Source organism: Stenotrophomonas sp. Steno-C17 (genome assembly GCF_056393165.1).
Map to the genome: position 1 here is coordinate 74,520 of NZ_JBWJPD010000009.1, position 20,347 is coordinate 94,866.

General features: G+C 66.6%; 17 protein-coding genes. 14 read left to right on the forward strand and 3 right to left on the reverse strand.

Features of this window, described 5'->3' with window-relative positions; translation table 11 throughout:
- Positions 1 to 46 precede the first annotated feature (46 nt).
- From AC06FA_RS10020 to AC06FA_RS10030, 3 genes are all read left to right on the forward strand, one after another.
- The gene (locus tag AC06FA_RS10020; RefSeq protein ID WP_312708702.1) at positions 47 to 328 is read left to right on the forward strand and encodes a YfhL family 4Fe-4S dicluster ferredoxin; all 282 of its coding nucleotides are present in this window, start codon (positions 47 to 49) and stop codon (positions 326 to 328) included.
- Entirely contained in the window at positions 325 to 2,064 is a 1,740-nt protein-coding gene (ggt, locus tag AC06FA_RS10025) for a gamma-glutamyltransferase (RefSeq protein ID WP_478068156.1), read from the forward strand. Before AC06FA_RS10020 ends, ggt begins: the two co-directional genes overlap by 4 nt.
- Positions 2,065 to 2,192: 128 nt before the next feature.
- Positions 2,193 to 3,080: an MBL fold metallo-hydrolase gene (locus AC06FA_RS10030; RefSeq protein ID WP_478068158.1), complete on the forward strand. Its 888-nt coding sequence runs from the start codon at positions 2,193 to 2,195 to the stop codon at positions 3,078 to 3,080.
- Between the two features lie 104 nt (positions 3,081 to 3,184).
- Here AC06FA_RS10030 and upp read toward each other — a convergent pair whose 3' ends face one another.
- Complete coding sequence (upp, locus tag AC06FA_RS10035) at positions 3,185 to 3,817, reverse strand: uracil phosphoribosyltransferase (protein WP_312708705.1); 633 nt, start codon at positions 3,815 to 3,817, stop codon at positions 3,185 to 3,187.
- Between the two features lie 154 nt (positions 3,818 to 3,971).
- Here upp and AC06FA_RS10040 point away from each other — a divergent pair, with 154 nt between their 5' ends.
- The 5 genes from AC06FA_RS10040 to AC06FA_RS10060 all read left to right on the forward strand — a co-directional run bounded on the left by AC06FA_RS10040 (position 3,972) and on the right by AC06FA_RS10060 (position 10,379).
- Complete coding sequence (locus AC06FA_RS10040; protein WP_478068159.1) at positions 3,972 to 6,533, forward strand: TonB-dependent receptor; 2,562 nt, start codon at positions 3,972 to 3,974, stop codon at positions 6,531 to 6,533.
- Complete coding sequence (locus AC06FA_RS10045) at positions 6,533 to 7,651, forward strand: phytase (protein ID WP_478068160.1); 1,119 nt, start codon at positions 6,533 to 6,535, stop codon at positions 7,649 to 7,651. The genes AC06FA_RS10040 and AC06FA_RS10045 overlap by 1 nt, the downstream gene beginning before the upstream one ends.
- Positions 7,648 to 9,012, forward strand: a complete 1,365-nt coding sequence (locus AC06FA_RS10050; RefSeq protein WP_478068161.1) for a purple acid phosphatase family protein — start codon at positions 7,648 to 7,650, stop codon at positions 9,010 to 9,012. The genes AC06FA_RS10045 and AC06FA_RS10050 overlap by 4 nt, the downstream gene beginning before the upstream one ends.
- 10 nt (positions 9,013 to 9,022) lie before the next feature.
- Entirely contained in the window at positions 9,023 to 9,649 is a 627-nt protein-coding gene (locus AC06FA_RS10055; protein ID WP_478068162.1) for an inorganic diphosphatase, read from the forward strand.
- A 232-nt stretch (positions 9,650 to 9,881) separates the two neighbouring features.
- Positions 9,882 to 10,379, forward strand: a complete 498-nt coding sequence (locus tag AC06FA_RS10060; RefSeq protein ID WP_478068163.1) for a hypothetical protein — start codon at positions 9,882 to 9,884, stop codon at positions 10,377 to 10,379.
- Positions 10,380 to 10,398: 19 nt separating this feature from the next.
- Here the strand turns inward: AC06FA_RS10060 and AC06FA_RS10065 are convergent, their stop codons facing one another.
- A complete protein-coding gene (locus AC06FA_RS10065; protein WP_478068164.1) occupies positions 10,399 to 10,983 on the reverse strand; it encodes a hypothetical protein in 585 nt (194 codons plus the stop codon).
- 105 nt (positions 10,984 to 11,088) lie between these two features.
- On the opposite strand from AC06FA_RS10065, the gene AC06FA_RS10070 reads away from it, so the two are divergent.
- Together AC06FA_RS10070 and AC06FA_RS10075 are read left to right on the forward strand one after the other, a co-directional pair.
- Entirely contained in the window at positions 11,089 to 12,504 is a 1,416-nt protein-coding gene (locus AC06FA_RS10070) for a cryptochrome/photolyase family protein (RefSeq protein WP_478068165.1), read from the forward strand.
- Positions 12,505 to 12,643: 139 nt separating this feature from the next.
- The gene (locus AC06FA_RS10075) at positions 12,644 to 13,339 is read left to right on the forward strand and encodes a YiaD family glycine zipper/OmpA-like lipoprotein (RefSeq protein ID WP_108749307.1); all 696 of its coding nucleotides are present in this window, start codon (positions 12,644 to 12,646) and stop codon (positions 13,337 to 13,339) included.
- Between the two features lie 217 nt (positions 13,340 to 13,556).
- Here the strand turns inward: AC06FA_RS10075 and AC06FA_RS10080 are convergent, their stop codons facing one another.
- Positions 13,557 to 14,585: a LysR family transcriptional regulator gene (locus tag AC06FA_RS10080; RefSeq protein WP_478068166.1), complete on the reverse strand. Its 1,029-nt coding sequence runs from the start codon at positions 14,583 to 14,585 to the stop codon at positions 13,557 to 13,559.
- A 146-nt stretch (positions 14,586 to 14,731) separates the two neighbouring features.
- Between AC06FA_RS10080 and AC06FA_RS10085 the strand changes: the two genes are divergently transcribed.
- The 4 genes from AC06FA_RS10085 (at position 14,732) to AC06FA_RS10100 (ending at position 20,321) form a co-directional block, all read left to right on the forward strand.
- A complete protein-coding gene (locus tag AC06FA_RS10085) occupies positions 14,732 to 14,959 on the forward strand; it encodes a hypothetical protein (protein ID WP_478068167.1) in 228 nt (75 codons plus the stop codon).
- Positions 14,956 to 15,726, forward strand: a complete 771-nt coding sequence (locus tag AC06FA_RS10090) for an SDR family NAD(P)-dependent oxidoreductase (RefSeq protein WP_478068168.1) — start codon at positions 14,956 to 14,958, stop codon at positions 15,724 to 15,726. The genes AC06FA_RS10085 and AC06FA_RS10090 overlap by 4 nt, the downstream gene beginning before the upstream one ends.
- A gap of 136 nt (positions 15,727 to 15,862) precedes the next feature.
- On the forward strand, positions 15,863 to 17,038 hold the full coding sequence (locus tag AC06FA_RS10095; protein WP_478068237.1) for an efflux RND transporter periplasmic adaptor subunit: 1,176 nt from the start codon (positions 15,863 to 15,865) through the stop codon (positions 17,036 to 17,038).
- Positions 17,039 to 17,150: 112 nt separating this feature from the next.
- Positions 17,151 to 20,321, forward strand: coding sequence for an efflux RND transporter permease subunit (locus AC06FA_RS10100; RefSeq protein ID WP_313139697.1), 3,171 nt, complete (start codon positions 17,151 to 17,153; stop codon positions 20,319 to 20,321).
- The last annotated feature ends 26 nt before the right edge of the window (positions 20,322 to 20,347 follow it).

Consider the following 20,347-nt stretch of genomic DNA (forward strand, 5'->3'; position numbering starts at 1 on the left):
CGCGCGGGGCGGTCCTTGTCCCAAGGCGCGGGCGAGGAGTATCGCCATGTCGCTGAAAATCAATGAGCTCTGCGTCAACTGTGACGTCTGCGAGCCGGCCTGCCCGAACCAGGCCATTTCGATGGGTGAAACCATCTACCTGATCGACCCTGCGCGCTGCACCGAATGCGTCGGTCATTTCGACGAACCGCAGTGCGTGGTCGTCTGCCCGGTCGAATGCATCGACCCGGACCCGGATATCGTGGAAACGGAAGTCCAGCTGCTGGCCAAGCTGCGCCAGCTGCAGCACGATCATCCCGAACTCTACGCGGAGCCCCCATCCGAATGAAGCTGATCGTCCGCCCCTTGTTGCTGCTTGGCCTGCTGCTGGGCCCCCAGGCGTGGGCTGCAGGCCCCGCCCAGACCCCCGCCCGCGCAGAGCGCCCCGACGGGGTTGCCGTGGCCAGTGGCCACGCGCTGGCCACCCAGGCCGGTATCGATATCCTGGCCCAGGGCGGCAACGCCTTCGACGCGGCCGTGGCCGTGTCCTCCACGCTGGCGGTGGTTGAACCGATCAGCTCTGGCCTGGGCGGTGGCGGCTTCTTCCTGCTGCACGATGCGGCCACCGGCAAGGACGTGATGCTGGACGCGCGCGAGACCGCGCCGACCGCGGCCACGCCGCAGGCATTCCTGGACAAGCAGGGCAACCTGGACCGCGACCGCTCGGTCAATGGCCCGTGGTCGGCCGGTATTCCGGGCCTGCCGGCCGCGCTGGTTGAGCTGTCGGCCAAGCATGGCAAGCTGCCGCTGGCCACCTCGCTGCAGCCGGCCATCCGCATCGCACGCGAGGGCTTCCCGGTGTACGAGCGCATGGCCAAGGGCTACGCCTCGCGCCGTGAGGTGATGGAGCGCTTCCCCGGTACGCGCGAGGTCTACCTGCGCAATGGCAAGCCGATCGCCACCGGCGATCTGTTCAAGCAGCCCGAACTGGCGCAGACCCTGGAGCGCCTGGCGGCCGGCGGTCGCGATGGCTTCTACAAGGGCCAGACCGGCAAGCTGCTGCTGGAAGGGGTGAAGCAGGCCGGCGGCAAGTGGACCGCCGAGGAACTGGCCGGCTACCAGGTCAAGCTGCGCGAGCCGATCGTGTTCGATTACAACGGCTGGAAGATCACCACCGCGCCGCCGCCGTCGTCTGGTGGCATCGCCCTGGCCAGCATGCTGCAGATCCTGGAAGGCTGGGACATCAAGCAGATGGACCCGGCACACCGCACCCACCTGGTGGTGGAGGCCATGCGCCGCGCCTACCGCGACCGCACGTTCTTCCTGGGCGACCCGGATTTCGTGCAGATTCCGCAGAAGGTGCTGACCAGCAAGGACTACGCCCAGGGCCTGCGCGCCACCATCCATCCGGACAAGGCCACCCCCAGCGATCTGCTGTCGGGCAACCCGACCCCGCTGGAAGATGACGAAACTACCCATTTCTCGATCATCGATCGCGATGGCAACCGCGTGGGCGCCACCCAGACGGTGAACCTGCTGTACGGCTCGGGCCTGATTCCGAAGGGCACCGGCGTGCTGCTGAACAATGAAATGGACGACTTCGCACTGAAGCCGGGCACCCCCAATGCATTCGGAGTGATGGGCTATGCGGCCAATGCGCCGAAGCCGGGCAAGCGCATGCTCAGCTCGATGACGCCCACCTTCATGGAAAACAGCGACAAGGTGATCGTGCTCGGTACGCCCGGTGGCAGCCGCATCATCACCATGGTGCTGCTGGGCATCCTGGGCTACGACGCCGGCCTGGATGCGCAGCAGGTCGCCGCGCTGCCGCGTTATCACCACCAGTGGTTGCCGGACCTGATCGAGGCCGAGAGCGATGCGTTCGATGCCGGGACCGTGAAGCAGCTGCAGGCGATGGGCCACAAGATCGACCTGCCGGGCGACGTCGCAGCCGGTGGTCGCGGTTCCAGCCACGTCTGGGGCAACCTGCAGACCGTCGAATGGGATCGCAAGGCGAACAAGCTGTTCGGCGGCAGCGATCCGCGCAATCCGGTGGGCAGCGCGCAGGTGGTACCGGCGCATTGAAGTGCAGGTAGCGCCGGGCCATGCCCGGCGCACCCGAATCCCGCGAACCCCACCAACCCCGCCAGCCGGCGGGGTTTTCCATTTTCCGGCTAGCGATTATTTAACGGGGCCCGTTCAATAATCGTTGCATGAAACTCTGGTCGATTCGTGGAAACTCGCAGCGCCTGGATGGCGGGGCGATGTTCGGCAACGCGCCGCGCGCGTTGTGGGAAAAATGGGCGGCTCCGGACGAGCTCAATCGTATCGAGCTGGCCTGCCGTGCGCTGCTGGCCAGCCCGCTGGAAGGCAAGACGGTGCTGTTTGAAACGGGTATCGGCGCCTTCTTCGACCCGCGCATGCGCGAACGCTACGGTGTGCAGGAAAGCCGCCACGTGCTGATCGATTCGCTGCGCGAGGCCGGATTCGAGCACGAAGATATTGACGTGGTAGTACTCAGCCACCTGCATTTCGATCATGCAGGGGGTCTGCTGGCGCCGTGGACCGAAGGCCGCGGCCCGGAACTGCTGTTCCCCAATGCGACCTTCGTGGTCGGCGCGCAGCACTGGCAACGGGCGCTGCAGCCGCATCCGCGCGATCGGGCCAGTTTCATCGCCGAACTGCCGGCGCTGCTGCAGGCCAGCGGTCGCCTGGAAGTGGTGGAGGGCGAGTATTCGCAGGTCCTGGGTCGCAGCGTGCGCTTCAGTTACAGCGACGGCCACACGCCGGGGCTGATGCTGGCCGAGATCGTCGGCCACGCGCATGCCGACCAAGCGCCGCACGGCGGCGTGGTGTTCTGTGCCGACCTGATCCCGGGCCGGTCATGGGTGCACGTGCCGATCACCATGGGCTACGACCGCAATGCCGAGCTGCTGATCGACGAGAAGCGACAGTTCCTGGAAGACAAGCTGGCGCGCAACGTGCATCTGTTCTTCACCCACGACCCGCAGGTGGCACTGGCGCAGCTTGGCCGTGACGAGAAAGGCCGTTTCGTGACCCTGGACGAGCAGGGCGAACTGAAGGCCCGCGCGCTGGGCTGAGTGCCGGGGTCGGACCCCGTTGCGCCGCAACGGGCTCTGACCCCGATGCCCGGATACACCCCGCGCCAGTCGAGCAAGCTCGACTCTACGACCTCGCTAGCCGGTCAAACCACGCGGGTACCGAAAATGCGGTCGCCGGCGTCGCCCAGGCCCGGCAGGATGTAGCCCTTGTCATTGAGATGGGCGTCGATCGCGGCGGTGTAGATTTCCACGTCCGGATGCGCGGCCTTTACTGCCTCGATGCCTTCCGGGGCGGCGACCAGGAAAATGCCCTTGATGCGGCGCGCACCCGCACGCTTGAGCATGTCGATGGTGGCGATCAGGGTGCCGCCCGTGGCCAGCATCGGGTCCAGGATCAGCGCATCGCGCTCTTCCAGACGGCCGGTCAGGCGCTCGAAATAGGGCACCGGCTGCAGGGTTTCTTCGTCGCGCTGCAGGCCGACCACGCTCACACGGGCGGCGGGGATGAGCGACAGCACGCCACTGAGCATGCCCAGGCCGGCGCGCAGGATCGGCACCACGGTGATCTTGGCGCCAGCGATGCGCTGCACGGTAACCGGGCCGGCCCAGCCGGGCAGGGTGTGCGGTTCGGTTTCCAGGTCCGCGGTGGCCTCGTAGGCCAGCAGCGTGCCGAGCTCGTTGGCGAGTTCGCGGAAATCCTTGGTGCTGAGCGCAGCGTTGCGCATCAGGCCGATCTTGTGCTGCACCAGCGGGTGGCGCACTTCGACGATCTTCATGGTCGGAAAGGGGGTCTGGGAGAGGCCTCCATTTTGCCGCAAGGGCGGTCCGAACCCAAACGGCGGCGGCGGCTGTCGGCGCGCACATGTCACGACCGTGCAACCTTGCGGACATACCGTGCAGACCCATTCTTAACAGGAATGGGGCTCCAACGTGATTATCAAGACTCCGCTGGCCATGGCCATCACCCTGACCCTGGCGATGGGGGCTGCAGCGCCGCTGCACGCTGCCGGGCAACAGGCAGTGGCCGGTGCCGGCGCGGTTGCCGCCGATGCGGTCGACCTGGATCGCATCGAAGTGCGCGCCCAGCTCGAATCGCAGGTGCGTGCGGTCGATCTGAAGCGCAGCAGCAACGCCATCGAGGATGCGGTCTCGTCCGACGCGCTGGGCCAGTACCCGGACAAGAACGTGGCCGAATCGCTGCAGCGCCTGCCCGGCATCAGCGTGACCCGCGACCAGGGCGAGGGCCGCTTCGTGGTCATCCGCGGCCTGGATGCCAACCTCAACAGCGTCAGCGTGGATGGCATTGCCGTGGGCACGCCGGAAGATTCCAGCCGCGCTGCACCGCTGGACGTGATTCCGTCCGATTCGACCGAACGCCTGCGCGTGGTCAAGTCGCCCACCCCGGACATGCCCGGTGATGCCATCGGTGGTGCGGTGCTGGTCGAGTCGGCGTCGGCGTTCGACCGCGATGGCCGCAGCCTGCGCGGCAAGCTCGAAGCCAGCCACCAGCAGCTGTCCGGCGAAACCAGCCCCAAGGCGGCCTTCAACTACAGCGAAGTGTTCGCCGATACCTTCGGCGTGGCGTTGGGCGTGAACTACCAGAAGCGCACGTTCGAATCGGACAACAGCGAAGTGGAGTACGACGGCGAGGACGATGCCGCACCCGGCGATGTCACCGCGATCAACCTGCAGCACCGCAAGTACGAGATCGAACGCAAGCGCATCGGCGCCAACCTCAACCTGGACTGGCGCCCCAACGAGTACAGCAAGTACTACCTGCGCACCCTGTACAGCCAGTTCGATGACGCCGAAACCCGCCAGCGGGTGATCTTCAATTTCGACGATGCCGACATGGTTCTCACCGGTACCGATCAGTACCGCCTGGATGACATGCCCGGCGATGCGATCGACAAGCGCATGCGCTACCGCACCAAGGAAGAAAACACCTTTGCGGCCAGCCTGGGCGGTGAGAACACGTTCACCAACGCGGTGGTCGACTACAAGGTCGGCTACACCCGTACCGAAGAGCGGGTGAACGATGAGATGGAAGCGCGTTTCAGCCTGGACGGCGACGATTTCAACGGAACGCTCGACCAGCGCAGCCGCCTGCCGACCTACACCTTCGACAACCCGCAGTGGCTGGACAACGGCAACTACGCGTTTGATCGCTTCGTGCTGTCGCCCAAGCAGGTGAACGACAAGGAACACAGCGCGCAGGTCAACGTGCGCTTCGACGGTGACAGCAGCAGCATCAAGTTCGGCCTGCTGGGCCGCTGGCGCGACCGCGACGTGAATGTCGACGAGCGCGAACTGCGTGTCGGCCCGAAGGTCGCCCTGTCGAGCTGGACCAGCGGTTCGCCCGATCATCGCCACGGCAACATGGGCGACGGCATGGATTCGGATGCGATGCGCGCCTACTGGGCGGCCAACAGCAGCCTGTACAGTGCCCGCCCGCAGGATGTCGGCGGCAATGCGATGACCTCGCTGGAAGAAGACTACGTGGCCGGCGAAGACATCTTCGCCAGCTATGCGATGGGCACCTGGGACATCGGCGCGCTGCGCGTCATCGGTGGCGTGCGCGTGGAAAGCACGCGCTTCGAGGCGACCGGCAACCAGGTGGACGTGGCGGCCAACGGGCGCAGCTTCACGGTTACCCCGCGCGTGGCCAACAGCAGCTACACCAACGTGCTGCCGGGCCTGCACCTGCGCTACGACGCGGCCGATGACTGGGTGTTGCGCGCCTCGGCGAACAAGACCGTGTCCCGTCCGTCCTTCGGCGATATCTCGCCACGCGTGGGGTACAGCCGTGGCGATGAAGAAGTGCGCCTGGGCAATCCGGAACTGGATCCGTACGAGTCGAAGAACATCGATCTGTCGGTGGAGAAGTACCTCGGCACCACCGGCATCGTCTCGCTCGGCCTGTTCCACAAGTCCATCGACGGCTATATCGTGGAAACCGTGCGCACCAATGATCCGGCCTACGGCGGCTTCGACGTGACCCAGCCGATCAACGGCCGCAAGGCCACCGTGCGCGGTGCCGAACTGAACTGGCAGCAGCAGCTGTCGTTCCTGCCGGGCGCGCTGGACGGCCTGCTGGTCGGCGCCAGCGGAACCTGGCTGGACACCGAGTTCGATGCCGGCATCGACGATCGCGCCGGTGAGGACTTCATGCTGCCGCGCGCATCCAAGCACGTGTACAGCGCCCACATCGGGTATGAGAAATACGGGCTCAGCACGCGCCTGGCCGCGGTGTATCGCAGTGAGTACCTGGACAGCATCGGCAAGGGCCGCGCGTTCGACATTTACGTGGCGCCCAACACCCAGCTGGACTTCTCGCTGGATTACCGGTTCACCCCGCGCATCAGCATGTACTTCGAAGCGCAGAACCTGCTGGACAAGCCGCTGGAGCTGTACCAGGGCACCCGCTCGCGCACCCTGCAGCTGGAAGAGTATGGCCGCACCTACGCCGTTGGCCTGAAGGTGGCCCTGTGATGGCGCGCCGGATCAACCTGCTGGTGGCCGCGCTGGCCGCAGCGCTGGCCGCAGGCTGCACGCCGGCGGGGGCGCCGGCCGAGGCCGGCTCCGCTGCGGCAACGCCATCGGCAGATACGCCGCGTGCGGTGGCGACCCTTGCCGAGGCATTCCTGACCCCGATGACCCCGGCCGACAACATCGATTCGCCGGCCAGCTGGCAGGCGCCGGATGGTGCTACCTGGCTGATCGCCACGGCCAAGGCCACCGACAAACTGGTGGTCTACGATGGCAGCAGCGGCAAGCACCTGCGTGATGTCGGCAGCAGCGGCACGGCGCTGGGCCAGTTCGACCGCCCCAATGGCATCTCGGTGACTGACGACCTGCTGTGGATCGTGGAGCGCGACAACCACCGCGTGCAGGTATTCTCGCTGCCCGATTTCACCCCGCTGGCAGTGTTTGGTGCGCAGGATCTGCGCAAGCCCTACGGCCTGTGGGTGGACAAGCGGGCCGATGGTTACAGCGTGTACGTCACCGATTCCTGGGACAACGGCGAGGACGCACAGGGCAAGGACATCCTGCCGCCGCTGGCCGAGCTGGACAAGCGCGTGCGCCAGTACCACGTGACCCGCGACGGCGCCAAGGTTGCAGCCACCTTGGCGGCCAGCATCGGCGACACCGGCGAAGCCGGTGCACTGCGGGTGGTCGAATCGATCTGGGGCGACCCGGCCAACGACCGCCTGCTGATTGCCGAAGAGGATGAAAGCTACGCCAGCGAGTTCAAGGTCTATACCCTGGCAGGTCGCTTCACCGGCACCACCTTCGGTCGCGACGTGTTCAAGGCGCAGGCCGAAGGCGTGATGCTGCGGACCTGCGGCAAGGATGGCTGGTGGATCACCACCGAACAGGGCAAGCAGCGCAGTGTGTTCCATCTGTTCGACCGGCACACCTTGAAGCCGGTCGGCGCGTTCCAGGGCAACACAGTGGCCAATACCGACGGCATCTGGATGATGCAGCAGCCCACGCCGCGCTTCCCGCACGGCGCGCTGTACGCGGTGCATGACGATCAGGGCGTGGTGGCCTTCGATTGGGAAGCCATTGCCAAACAGCTGTCGCTGCCGCTGGAGTGTGGCGCATGAGCGGCCGTTGCATGCGCATGCTGAGTGTCGCACTGCTGCTGGCCGCACCGCTGCTGGCGGGTGCTGCGGCCGAACCCAACACCCAGGTTCCGCAGGGCAGTCGTCACTACGCCGCCACGCCGCTGCCAGACCGCATCGTGGCCTCGCCTTCGGCTGATCCGGCGCACGCGTTCGCGGTGGCCTGGCGTACCGACGGCAGCGTGCAGTCGCCGCTGCTGGAAGTGGCCGTGGCCGGCGATTCGCCGGCCATCGAGGGCGTGCGCCAGCTGCGTGCGAGCACGCAGACGCTGCAGAGCGAGAACGGCCTGTCCCATCACCACCGCGTGCAGGTGGATGGGCTGCAGCCGGACACGCTGTACGTCTACCGCGTGCAGGGCAACGGCGGCTGGAGCGCCTGGAACCAGTTGCGCACCGCCGGTGTTCCCGGCCAGCCGCTGACCCTGCTGTACTTCGGTGACACCCAGAACAAGAACCTCAGCCATGTCAGTCGCGTGGTGCGGGCCGCGCAGAAGACCGCGCCGGATGCGCGGGTCAGCCTGTTCGCCGGCGACCTGGTGAGTGGTGGCGACGGCGCCGACGATACCGAGTGGGGCGAATGGTTCGCCGCCACCGGTTGGCTGGCGCAGGAAACGCTGGTGGCGCCGGCGATCGGCAACCACGAGTACTTCGAGGAATTCGAAGATACGCCGCAGGAACGCCGCGTGTTGGGTCGCCACTGGCCGGTGACCTTTGCGCTGCCGGGCAACGGTGTGGCAGTGGCCGATACCAGCACCTACTGGTTCGACGTACAGGATGTGCGCGTGGTGGTGCTCGATGGCACCTCCGCGCTCGATCTGGGCACCGCACAGGCGCAGGCGCAGTGGCTGGACAGCGTGCTGAGCGGCAACCGGCGTGCGTGGACGATCGTGCTGCTGCACCAGCCGTTCTACTCGCCGCGCGAAGGCCGCCAGAACGCCGCGCTGCAGAAGGTGCTGCAGCCGGTGATCCGTCGCCACAAGGTGGATCTGGTGCTGCAGGGTCACGACCACACCTACGGCCGCCGCGGTGAAGGGCAGGCCGCTACGCCGCAGTATGTGGTGACCGTGGCCGGTCCGAAGCAGTACCGGCTGTCGGACGAGGCCAAGCAGACCATGGAGCCGCTGGCCGAGGACACGCAGTTGTTCCAGGTGCTGCGCATCGACCCGCAGCACCTGCGCTACGAAGCCCGCACCGTCACCGGCCGTCTGTACGACGCCTTCGAGCTGCGCCGTGCGGCCGATGGCAGCACGCAGAAGGTGGAGCTGCAGCAGGGGCGCATCACCCCGCGTGCATGCCCGCGTGCGCAGACTGCCAAGGGTCGTGCCGACCGCTGCTGGGAATGAGGAGCCAACGATGATCGCATCCCGACGTTTCGTGCCGGTGGCCGCCCTTGCCGCGGCCGTGCTGCTGGTGGCAGGTGCTGCCACCGCTGCCGAAGCCGTGCTTCACCCATTCCTGGCCGCGCAGCCAAAGCAGGCCCCGCAGGAGGTGAACCTGGCGGTGGAAATCCCCGCCGGCAGTTTCACCAAGTACGAGATCAAGGAAGACGGGCTGGTGCACGTGGACAGGTTCCAGTCGATGCCGGTGGCCTATCCGGCCAACTATGGTTCGATGCCGCGTACCCTGGCCGGTGACAACGATCCGCTGGACGCGCTGGTGCTGACCCGCGAGCCGCTGCATCCTGGTGTGATCGTGCGCTTCCGTCCAATCGGTTACCTGAAGATGATCGACAACGGTGAGCACGACGAGAAGGTGATCGGCGTGCCCACCGACAAAGTGGACCCCAGCTACGCCAATATCCGCGACCTGGCCGATCTGCCCGAGATCGAGCGGCAGCGCATCGAAGCCTTCTTCCGTGTCTACAAGGACCTGCCGGCCGGGCGTAATCCGGTGCAGCTCAATGGCTGGGGCAACGCGGCCGAGGCACGGGCGGTGATCAGCGAGTCGATGCAGCGTTTCGAGGCCAAAAACCGGCGCTGAGCCAAGGCCGTGGCGCCCGCCCGGGCAACCCGATACGCTGCGCGGGCGCGGCACTACGCCGCTGGGGCAGGGGAGCGGTGTGGCAATGGTCACGAAGTGGGTCATCGCGGCTGTGTTCGGCTGGCTTGCGTTGGGCGTGCTGATGTACAGCCGTTACCCATCGGATCTATCGGCGCCCCGCTTGTGGCGGCGCTGTTTCAACCGTGCCGTGCTGTACCCCTGGTTTCATGCCATGGCGCTGGCGCTGTTGCTGTATCTGGTCAAGGGGCTGTCCGCGCTGCGCCCCGGCCTGGGCGATGGCCTGCAGGGGATCCTGTACACCGGCGCGGGCGCGCTGCTGCTGCCCTTGCCCTTGGCGGTGGTGTTGATGGCCGTGCCGGTGCGCCTGCAGCGCGTGCTGCGCGGTGGGCGCTGGCAACCCGGACCGGCGCCCGAGCCGCCGCCGGTGGTGCCGGCCCCCGCCCCGCTGCGTCCGCGTTCGAAGGACTACGGCACGGTGGATCTGCACGATCCGGCGATGATCCAGGAAGTGGCCCGCGCCCACTGGCAGGCGATGGATGCTGCTGCAGACCGCGGTCTGGGGCTGGAGCATGCTGAACGCCTGCAGCGCGGTTTCCTGCGCTTCCTGCTGTTGCACGACGATCGCGCACTGGCCGAGCAGGCAGCTTCCGTCTATCGGCGGGCGATGATCGCCCACGCCTTGGATGGCCAGCGCGCCCGCGGTCTGTGATGCTCCACGCGGCGGGCTCTCAGCCGCGCAGCGACTCCAGCACACACTCCGCTTCCAGCCGACTGCCCAGCACCTGGGCCAGTGCCTGCAGCGCCGCTTCATCGTGCTCGGCGCGGATGCCGCCGTCGTCGTCATCGCTGTACAGGTCATCGCCGGCATCCGCATACGCCGTGCCGGCAGCGGTCAGCGCGGCCATCAGGGTCGGCAGGTCATCCAGGAACACATCGGCGTCCCAGTGCCCACGCCCATGCTGGGCGAACAGAATGCGGCCATCGTCCATGTCCAGGATGAAGGGATCGGCGCCATGGTCGGCAATCACCAGCCAGTTCGAAGGCCAGTCCTCGATCGGCTCGCCGCTGATGCCATGCCAGCGATAACCGGCCTGGTGGCTCCACAGGCGCCGCAAGGGCGGAATCCAGACCTCAAGGCCGGGGAGGGTGATGCCGGCATGGCCAACCTTGGCATTGATCTCGTGCCCCAAGGGCCCGACCTGCGCGTAGAAGCGGGCTACCACTGCCGGCAGCGGGAACGGTCCCTGCCAATCGTTTTCATCCTGCGCCTGCAACGGTCCAAACACGGCGAACCGGTCACGTAGATCCTGCATGCAACGTTCCACTGGCGGGCGGGCCAGCCTAGCAGACCGCGCCGCGCGCACGGCCTTCACTGTCGCTGGCTATCATGTGCGGCACTCAGAACGAAGGCGATGCACGTGTCGGTAGCGTTGGTATGGTTCCGCCGCGATCTGCGGCTGCAGGACAATCCGGCCCTGCAGGCCGCACTCGATGCCGGCCATGACGTGGTGCCGGTCTACATCCATGCGCCCCACGAAGAGGGCGAGTGGATGCCGGGTGCCGCGTCCGATGCCTGGCGCCACCGTTCTCTGGCGGCGCTGGATGCCGATCTGCGTGCACGCGGTTCCGCGCTGGTGCTGCGCGCCGGCGACAGCCTGGCGACCCTGCAGGCGCTGATCGAGGAAACCGGCGCCGAAGCGGTGTACTGGAACCGCAAGTACGAACCTGCCACCCAGCCGCGCGATGCCGCCATCAAGCGCACGCTGCGCGAGCTGGGCATCGATGCGCAGAGCTGCAATGGCAGCCTGCTGTTCGAACCGTGGGATATCGCCACCCAGCAGGGGCAGCCGTACAAAGTGTTCACCCCGTACTGGCGCAACGTGCTCAGCCACTGGCGCCTGCCCGTGCTGCAGGCCGCGCCGCAGCGACTGCCGGCGCACGCGGTACACGGCCTTGCCTTGGACGCGCTGCAGCTGGCACCCACGCTGGACTGGGACAGCGGCTTCTGGGAGCACTGGCAGCCGGGCGAAGCCGGTGCGTTGGAAGCGCTGTCGGTGTTCGAAGACGGCGCCCTGCGCGGCTACCGCGAGCAGCGTGACCTGCCTGATCGGGTGGGCACTTCGCGCATGTCACCGCACCTGCATTTCGGTGAGATCGCACCGTGGCGCATCGCCCATGCGCTGGAAGCCCTGCGCAGTGCCGGCACCGATGCTGATATCGATGGCTACCTGCGCCAGCTGGGCTGGCGCGACTTCGCCTACCACCTGCTGCACCACTTCCCGAAAACGCCTACCGACAACCTCAATCCGCGTTTCGACCGCTTCCCGTGGGCCAATCCCAGCAGCGCGCAGCTGCACGACTGGCAGCGCGGCAACACCGGCGTGCCGATCGTCGATGCCGGTCTGCGCGAACTCTGGCACACCGGCTACATGCACAACCGGGTGCGCATGATCGTGGCCAGCTACCTGTGCAAGCACCTGCGCGCGCATTGGCTGCACGGCGCACGCTGGTTCTGGGACACCCTGGTCGATGCGGACCTGGCCAACAACACGATGGGCTGGCAATGGGTGGCCGGCACCGGTGCCGATGCGGCGCCGTACTTCCGCGTGTTCAACCCGGTGACCCAGGCCGAGAAGTTCGATCCGCAGGCGCGCTACATCAGCCGTTGGGTACCTGAGTTGGCAGCGCTGCCGGTGAAGGCTCGCTTTGCGCCGTGGCAGCATCCGCAACTGTTGGCCGAGAAAGCGCCGGCTTACCCGCGCACCCCGCTGGTGGATCTGGCCGCCGGCCGAGACGCCGCGTTGGCCGCTTACCGGAGTACGGGCGGGGCGTAAAGGTGCCGCATGAAGGCCGGGTCAGAAAGCTGAATGCAGCACGTCCGGCCTTCACATTCATCATCCCGGCATCGCACTGGCGTGTATATCCTCCTCAGCGTTCGCACGCCGCATCGGCCGGCATCCAAGGAGACCACCCATGATCCGCAACACCACCCGCAACGTCGCACTGGCCCTGATGACTGCCGCCGCGCTGAGTGCGTGCGCCACTGGCGGCTCCTACGTGCAGAGCGATCAGTACGGCAATCCGACCGAGCAGCAGAACCGCACCGGGCGTGGCGCACTGATCGGCACCGCCGTGGGCGTGGCGGCCGGCCTGCTGACCGGCAACAGCGCCACCGAACGCCGCCAGCATGCGCTGATCGGTGCGGGCATCGGCGCGCTCAGCGGCGCGGCCATCGGCAACTACCAGGACCGCCAGGAACGCGCGCTGCGTGAGCGCACCGCCAACACCGGCATCGACGTGCAGCGCCAGGGCGACAACATCACCCTGAACCTGCCCGATGGCATCACCTTCGATTTCGGCAAGTCGGCGCTGAAGCCGCAGTTCTACAGCTCGCTCAACGGCGTTGCCAGCACGCTGAACGAATACAACCAGACCATGATCGAAGTGGTCGGCCATACCGACAGCATCGGCAGCGATGCGGTGAACAACCGCCTGTCGAAGGAGCGTGCCGATTCGGTGGCGCAGTACCTGGTGGGCCAGGGCGTGCAGCAGGTGCGTATTGAAACCCTGGGTGCGGGCAAGGCCTACCCGATTGCCGACAACAGCACCGACGCCGGCCGCGCGCAGAACCGCCGCGTGGAAATCCGCGTGATTCCGCTCAAGCAGTAACGCGCAGCGTTACTGCTTGAGCCGTTCCGGCCCTCGGCCGGAACGAAAATGCCGCCCTTGCAGGCGGCATTTTTGTGGGTGCCGAGCGTTGCTCGGCACGCCGTGGAATTCTCAGCCGCATCTCCCGCTCGTGGTAGGTGCCGACCTTGGTCGGCACGTTCGGAAGCAGTCGAGCATGGCTCGACTCTACAAAAGGCGGTCCAGGATGATGCATCGGTCACGCCGCTGCAGTCACCTTCTCCAGAATCCGCTTGCCGCTGCTTTCCAGCGCGGCGTCTTCCTTCTCCTGCTGACGTTGCGCCAGCTTCGCGGCCGGGCACTGGGCCAGCATGTAGTTGGCGTCGAAGTTGAGCTTTTCCACCAGGAAATCGACGAACGCGCGCACCTTCGGCGAGACCAGGCGGCCGCCGGCGAACACCGCATTGAAGTCCACTTCCGGGCCGGTCCAGCCGGCCAGCACGCGGCGCACCATGCCCGATTCAACGAAGGGCTTGGCCATCACGTCGCCGGTCAGCAGCAGGCCTTCGCCGCACACCAGTGCACCGTTCAGGGCGGACATATCGTTGGCGGTCATCAGCGGGGTCACCGGGAAGTCGCGCAGTTCGCCGCCGTTCTCGCCCAGCTGCCAGGTGAAACGCGGTGAACTACCGGTGTGGTGCGGCTTGCGCATCGCCAGGATGCGGTGGAACTGCAGTTCTTCCGGGTGCAGCGGCTCGCCGTAGCGTTCAATGTAGGCCGGGCTGGCGAACACCTGCGTGCGCAGGCTGCCGAGCTTGCGCGCCACCAGGTTGGAATCGGGCAGGGCACCCACGCGCAGGGCCAGATCGGCTTCGCCTGCAATCAGGTCCAGCTTCTCGTTTCCCATGTGCATGTCCAGGCGGATTTCCGGGTACTGCGCATGGAACTGGCCCAGCAGTGGTGCGATCCAGGTGATGCCGATGGAGTAGGGCACGGTGAAGCGCAGCCAGCCACGCGGGCCGGACTGCAACTGGCTGACCGCGCTCTCGGCTTCTTCCAGTTCGCGCGCGATGCGCTGGCAGTGCTCGTGGTAGATCGAACCGGCTTCGGTCAGGCCGAGACGGCGCGTGGTCCGGTGCAGCAGGCGCGCACCCAGGCGCGTTTCCAGCTCCTGCACCTTGCGGCTGACCGTGGTCTTGGGCAGGCCGAGCGACTTGGCGGCGGCGATGAAGCTGCCTTGCTCGACCACCTTGACGAAGATCAGGGTTTCATTGAGGTCGTGGGACATGATCGGGATCCTGGACGCCGGGGACGGGGATATCGTGACAGAACGATTGGACCGGAGACGGGATGATTATTCCCCTTAATCCGGACTAATCAAGTAAAGGTTTGAGGTCTATCGTGGCGCCATTCGTTGATTGGAGCCCGTCCGCTATGAGCCTGCGCAACATTCTTGCCCGCCTCCGGCTTGCCAGCCAGGACACCCTGGACCAGGCAATGACCGTCGAGGCCCGTCCGAGTTCCTTGGTACACAAGGATTTCCGCGAGTTTACCGCGCCCCTGCGTCAGCAGCGTGGCGGTGCCATCCGCCTTGCCCCGCGCCAGGGTGATCGCCTGCGTCGAATTGGGACTATCCCGGATTTGGGAGGAAATGTCCCGTGAATGGGATTCTGACCCCCGAGGTCCTTGTCCTCGGCGGCACCGGCGCGGTCGGCCAGGGCGTGGTCGGTGCGCTGCTGGAGGCCGGCAGCCCGGTACTGGTGGTCGGCCGCGATCCGGGGCGCCTGGCGGCGCTGCACGAACAGTTCGCCGATGAGCCGGGCCTGCAGACGATGCTCGGCTCGTTCAGCGACGATGGCTCGGCGCGTACCGTGGCCGAGCGTGTGGCGCAGCGCCCGCGTCCGCTGGCGGCGGTGGTGGCGGCCATGGGCGGCCCGTACAACCGTGGTCGGGTCACCGCGCGCAGTGGCGATGCGCTGCTGGGTGCGCTGCAGGCTGACCTGATGCCGCACGTGCACGCCGCGCGCCACCTGTTGCCGCTGCTGCAGGACAACCCGCATGCCCGCCGCTATGTGCTGATCGGCAGTCCGGCCGGTGCCAAGCCCTGGGCAGGCTACGGCGAAACCTCGATCACCACCGCGGCCCTGCGCATGTACGCGCAGGTGTTGCACCAGGAGGCCCAGGCGCTGGGCGTGCGCGCGCAGATGCTGGAAGTCGGCAACCCGGTCTGCACCCCCAGCAATGCGGCCAACGCCTGCATCGAGTGGCCCAGTTCGCTGCTGGTCGGGCGCCGTGTGGTGTCCCTGCTGGATGGCTGCCGCGACAACCGCGCCATCGTCCGCTGTGACAGCAGTGACGCCGAACTGCCGCGCGGGCTGTTGAACCTGGATCTGCCCCCGCTGTGGCGCGACACCGCCGGCGTTGCTTGACCTCAACCATCGTTGAGGTCGCAGGCTACGCCGCCTGAAAACGAACACGTATCACCGAACTACCACCCCTTCCGTACGGATGCATGCCATGACTTCCCCCAACACTTCTCCACACCGTATCGGTCATCGCCTGGCGATGGCTGGTGTTTCGATCCTTGCCGCTGCCGTGCTGGCCGCCTGCAGTGGTGGTCATGCCGAAGAGGCCGGTGCGCCGCCGCCGCCGCAGGTCAGTGCCGCCCCGGTGCTGGTCAAGCAGGTCAGCCAGTGGGATGAATTCAGCGGCCGCGTTGAAGCCGTGCAGAGCGTCGAGCTGCGCCCGCGCGTGTCCGGCTACATCGACAAGGTCAACTATGTCGAAGGCGAAGAAGTGAAGAAGGGCGCTGTCCTGTTCACCATCGACGCGCGCAGCTACCAGGCCGAGTACGATCGCGCCGCCGCTGAACTGGCCCGTGCCCGCACCCAGGCCAGCCTGGCGCGCAGCGAATCCGAGCGTGCCAAGCGTCTGTCCGAACAGCAGGCCATTTCCACCGAAACCGCCGAACAGCGTCGCGCCGCGGCCGACCAGTCCGGCGCTGCGGTGCAGGCGGCGCAGGCGGCACTGGATGCGGCACGCCTGAACCTGGAGTTCACCAAGGTGCGCGCGCCCATCGATGGCCGTGCCGGCCGCGCGATGGTCACCGCCGGCAACCTGGTGACCGCCGGCGACAGCGCCAGCGTACTGACCACGCTGGTATCGCTGGACACCGTGTTCGTCTACTTCGATGCCGACGAAAGCACCTTCCTGCGTTACACCCAGATGGCCCGCAACGGCCAGCGCCCGAGCGAGCGCGACAGCGAACTGCCGGTGAAGGTCGGCCTGTCGGGTGAAGACGGCTACCCGCACACCGGCAAGGTCGACTTCCTCGACAACCAGGTGACCCGCAGCACCGGCACCATCCGTGTGCGCGCGCTGCTGGACAACGCCGACCGCCAGTTCACCCCGGGCCTGTTCGCCCGCGTGCAGCTGCTGGGCAGTGGCCAGTTCGAAGCCCGCCTGATCGACGACAAGGCGGTGCTGACCGACCAGGACCGCAAGTACGTGTACGTGGTCGACAAGGACGGCAAGGCCCAGCGTCGTGATGTCCGCCTCGGTCGAACCGCCGAAGGCCTGCGCATCGTCGAAGACGGTCTGGCTGCCGGTGACAAGGTGATCGTCGACGGCGTGCAGAAGGTCTTCATGCCGGGCATGCCGGTGCAGGCCAAGGCGGTGGCGATGCAGCCGCAGCCGGCCCCCGCGCCGGGCCGCGATGCGACCGCTGCACTGAAGCACTGATCCGCGTTTCCCTCTAGCTGCCGGCGCCTGCGGCAGCCTTCCCTGCCTTCGTCATATCGACGAGGGGCAGGGCGGCTGTTGCCCGTCGGCGGCATTTCCCAGGAATTCCTCCATGGACTTTTCCCGTTTCTTCATCGACAGGCCGATCTTCGCGGCGGTGCTGTCGATCGTGATCTTCGCCGCCGGCCTGATCTCGATTCCCATCCTGCCCATCGGCGAGTACCCCGAAGTGGTGCCGCCGTCGGTGGTCGTGCGCACGGTCTATCCCGGCGCCAACCCCAAGGTCATTGCTGAAACCGTGGCCACCCCGCTGGAAGAAGCGATCAACGGCGTCGAGGGCATGATGTACCTCAAGTCGGTGGCCGGTTCGGACGGCGTGCTGCAGATGACCATCACCTTCCGCCCGGGCACCGACCCGGACGAAGCGGCGGTGAAGGTGCAGAACCGCGTGGCCCAGGCGCAGGCGCGTCTGCCCGAGGACGTGCGCCGGCAGGGCGTGACCACGCAGAAGCAGTCGCCCACCTTCCTGATGGTGGTGCACCTGACCTCGCCCAATGGCAAGTACGACACCCTGTACCTGCGCAACTACGCGCGCCTGCACGTGAAGGACGCGCTGGCACGCATCCAGGGCGTGGGTGATGCGCAGATCTTCGGTGGCGGTGACTACGCCATGCGCGCCTGGCTGGACCCGGACAAGGTGGCCGCGCGCGGCCTGACCGCCAGCGACGTGGTGGCCGCCATGCGCGAGCAGAACGTGCAGGTCTCGGCCGGCCAGCTCGGCGCCGAACCGCTGCCCAACAGCCAGTTCCTGACCCTGATCAACGCGCAGGGCCGACTGAAGAGCGAGCAGGAATTCGGCGACATCGTGCTCAAGAGCGGCACTGATGGCGAGATCGTGCGCCTGTCCGATGTGGCCCGCCTGGAACTGGGTGCCGGTGACTACACCCTGCGCTCGCAGCTGGATGGCAAGAACGCGGTGGGTATCGGCATCTTCCAGTCGCCCGGCGCCAACGCGCTGGAAATCCGTGATGCAGTGATCGGCACCATGGACGAGATGCAGAAGAGCTTTCCGGCCGACGTGAAGTACGAAGCGGTGTATGACACCACCATCTTCGTGCGCGATTCGATCAAGGCCGTGGTGTCCACCCTGCTGGAAGCCATCGCCCTGGTGGTGCTGGTGGTGATCCTGTTCCTGCAGACCTGGCGTGCCTCGATCATTCCGCTGATCGCCGTGCCGGTGTCGGTGGTGGGTACGTTCGCTGCGCTGTACCTGCTGGGCTTCTCGATCAACACGCTCAGCCTGTTCGGCCTGGTGCTGGCGATCGGCATCGTGGTCGACGATGCGATCGTGGTCGTGGAGAACGTTGAACGCAACATCGAAGAAGGCCTGTCGCCCACCGCGGCGGCACACCAGGCCATGCGTGAAGTGTCCGGGCCGATCATCGCCATCGCGCTGGTGCTGTGCGCGGTGTTCGTGCCGATGGCCTTCCTGTCCGGTGTCACCGGCCAGTTCTACAAGCAGTTCGCCGTCACCATCGCCATCTCCACGGTCATCTCGGCCATCAACTCGCTCACGCTGTCGCCGGCGCTGGCCGCGCGTCTGCTGAAGCCGCACGGTGCACCCAAGGATGCGCCGAGCCGCCTGATCGACCGTCTGTTCGGCTGGGTGTTCCGTCCGTTCAACCGCTTCTTCAAGTCCAGCTCGGAAAAGTACGAGCGTGGCGTGTCGAAGATCCTCGGCCGTCGCGGTGCGGTGTTCGTGGTCTACGCGATCCTGCTGGTCGGTACCGGCGTGATCTTCAAGCTGGTGCCGCCGGGCTTCATTCCCACCCAGGACAAGCTGTACCTCATCGCCGGTGTGAAGCTGCCGGAAGGCTCGTCGATCGCGCGTACCGATGAAATGCTGCGCAAGGTCGCCAAGATCGCCCAGGAAACCGATGGCGTGGCCCACACCATCTCGTTCCCGGGTCTGAACGCGCTGCAGTTCACCAACACGCCCAACACGGGTGTGGCCTTCATCCCGCTCAAGCCGTTCAACGAGCGCCACGGCCGTACCGCTGCGCAGATCAACGCCGAGATCAACCAGAAGATCGCTGGGCTGCAGGAAGGCTTCGCATTCTCGATGATGCCGCCGCCGATCCTCGGCCTGGGCAACGGCAACGGCTACCAGATGTTCATCGAAGACCGCGGCAACCTGGGCTATGGCGCCCTGCAGAACGCGGTGCAGTCGATGCAGGGTGCCGTGGCACAGACCCCGGGCATGGCGTTCCCGATCACCAGCTACCAGGCCAACGTGCCGCAGCTGGATGCCGAAGTGGACCGCGTGAAGGCCAAGGCGCAGGGCGTGCAGCTCACCGAGCTGTTCGATACCCTGCAGACCTACCTGGGCTCGGCCTACGTGAACGACTTCAACCAGTTCGGCCGTACCTGGCAGGTGATCGCCCAGGCCGATGGTCCGTTCCGTGAAAGCGTGGAAGACATTGGCAAGCTGCGTACCCGCAACGACCGTGGCGAGATGGTGCCGATCGGCTCGATGGTCACCGTGAAGCAGACCTACGGCCCGGACCCGGTGCTGCGCTTCAACGGCTACCCGGCCGCCGACCTGGCCGGCGAAGCCGACCCGCGCGTGCTGTCCTCGGCTGAAGCCATGAACAAGCTGACCGAGATCGCCGGCAAGGTGCTGCCGGTGGGCATGACCACCGAATGGACCGACCTGAGCTACCAGCAGGCGACCCAGGGCAAGGCCGCCTTCATCGTCTTCCCGGTGGCGATCATGCTGGCCTTCCTGGTGCTGGCCGCGCTGTACGAAAGCTGGTCGCTGCCGCTGGCAGTGATCCTGATCGTACCGATGACCCTGCTGTCGGCCCTGTTCGGCGTGTGGTTGACCGGCGGTGACAACAACGTGTTCGTGCAGGTGGGCCTGGTGGTGTTGATGGGCCTGGCGTGCAAGAACGCGATCCTCATCGTCGAGTTCGCCCGCGAGCTGGAAATGGGCGGCAAGGGCATCGTCGAGGCCGCGCTGGAAGCCTGCCGCCTGCGCCTGCGCCCGATCGTGATGACCTCCATCGCCTTCATCGCCGGCACCGTGCCGCTGGTGCTGTCGCATGGCGCAGGTGCCGAGGTACGCTCGGTCACCGGCATCACCGTATTCGCCGGCATGCTGGGCGTGACCCTGTTCGGCCTGTTCCTGACCCCCGTGTTCTACGTCGCCCTGCGCAAGTTCGTCACCCGTAACGGCGGTGGCCAGCTGGTGCAGCACGGCGAACCGACCATTCATCACTGACCTGGAAAACAGCGGTTGCGCCGGCC

Bases quoted from the DNA above. Each gene is read 5' to 3' on its own strand.
- AC06FA_RS10055 (WP_478068162.1), top strand. From the start codon at position 9,023: ATGATCGCATCCCGACGTTTCGTGCCGGTGGCCGCCCTTGCCGCGGCC.
- AC06FA_RS10095 (WP_478068237.1), top strand. From the start codon at position 15,863: ATGGCTGGTGTTTCGATCCTTGCCGCTGCCGTGCTGGCCGCCTGCAGT.
- AC06FA_RS10085 (WP_478068167.1), top strand. From the start codon at position 14,732: ATGAGCCTGCGCAACATTCTTGCCCGCCTCCGGCTTGCCAGCCAGGAC.
- AC06FA_RS10030 (WP_478068158.1), top strand. From the start codon at position 2,193: ATGAAACTCTGGTCGATTCGTGGAAACTCGCAGCGCCTGGATGGCGGG.
- AC06FA_RS10100 (WP_313139697.1), top strand. From the start codon at position 17,151: ATGGACTTTTCCCGTTTCTTCATCGACAGGCCGATCTTCGCGGCGGTG.
- ggt (WP_478068156.1), top strand. From the start codon at position 325: ATGAAGCTGATCGTCCGCCCCTTGTTGCTGCTTGGCCTGCTGCTGGGC.
- AC06FA_RS10050 (WP_478068161.1), top strand. From the start codon at position 7,648: ATGAGCGGCCGTTGCATGCGCATGCTGAGTGTCGCACTGCTGCTGGCC.
- upp (WP_312708705.1), bottom strand. From the start codon at position 3,817: ATGAAGATCGTCGAAGTGCGCCACCCGCTGGTGCAGCACAAGATCGGC.
- AC06FA_RS10060 (WP_478068163.1), top strand. From the start codon at position 9,882: ATGGCGCTGGCGCTGTTGCTGTATCTGGTCAAGGGGCTGTCCGCGCTG.
- AC06FA_RS10045 (WP_478068160.1), top strand. From the start codon at position 6,533: ATGGCGCGCCGGATCAACCTGCTGGTGGCCGCGCTGGCCGCAGCGCTG.
- AC06FA_RS10020 (WP_312708702.1), top strand. From the start codon at position 47: ATGTCGCTGAAAATCAATGAGCTCTGCGTCAACTGTGACGTCTGCGAG.
- AC06FA_RS10065 (WP_478068164.1), bottom strand. From the start codon at position 10,983: ATGCAGGATCTACGTGACCGGTTCGCCGTGTTTGGACCGTTGCAGGCG.
- AC06FA_RS10080 (WP_478068166.1), bottom strand. From the start codon at position 14,585: ATGTCCCACGACCTCAATGAAACCCTGATCTTCGTCAAGGTGGTCGAG.
- AC06FA_RS10075 (WP_108749307.1), top strand. From the start codon at position 12,644: ATGATCCGCAACACCACCCGCAACGTCGCACTGGCCCTGATGACTGCC.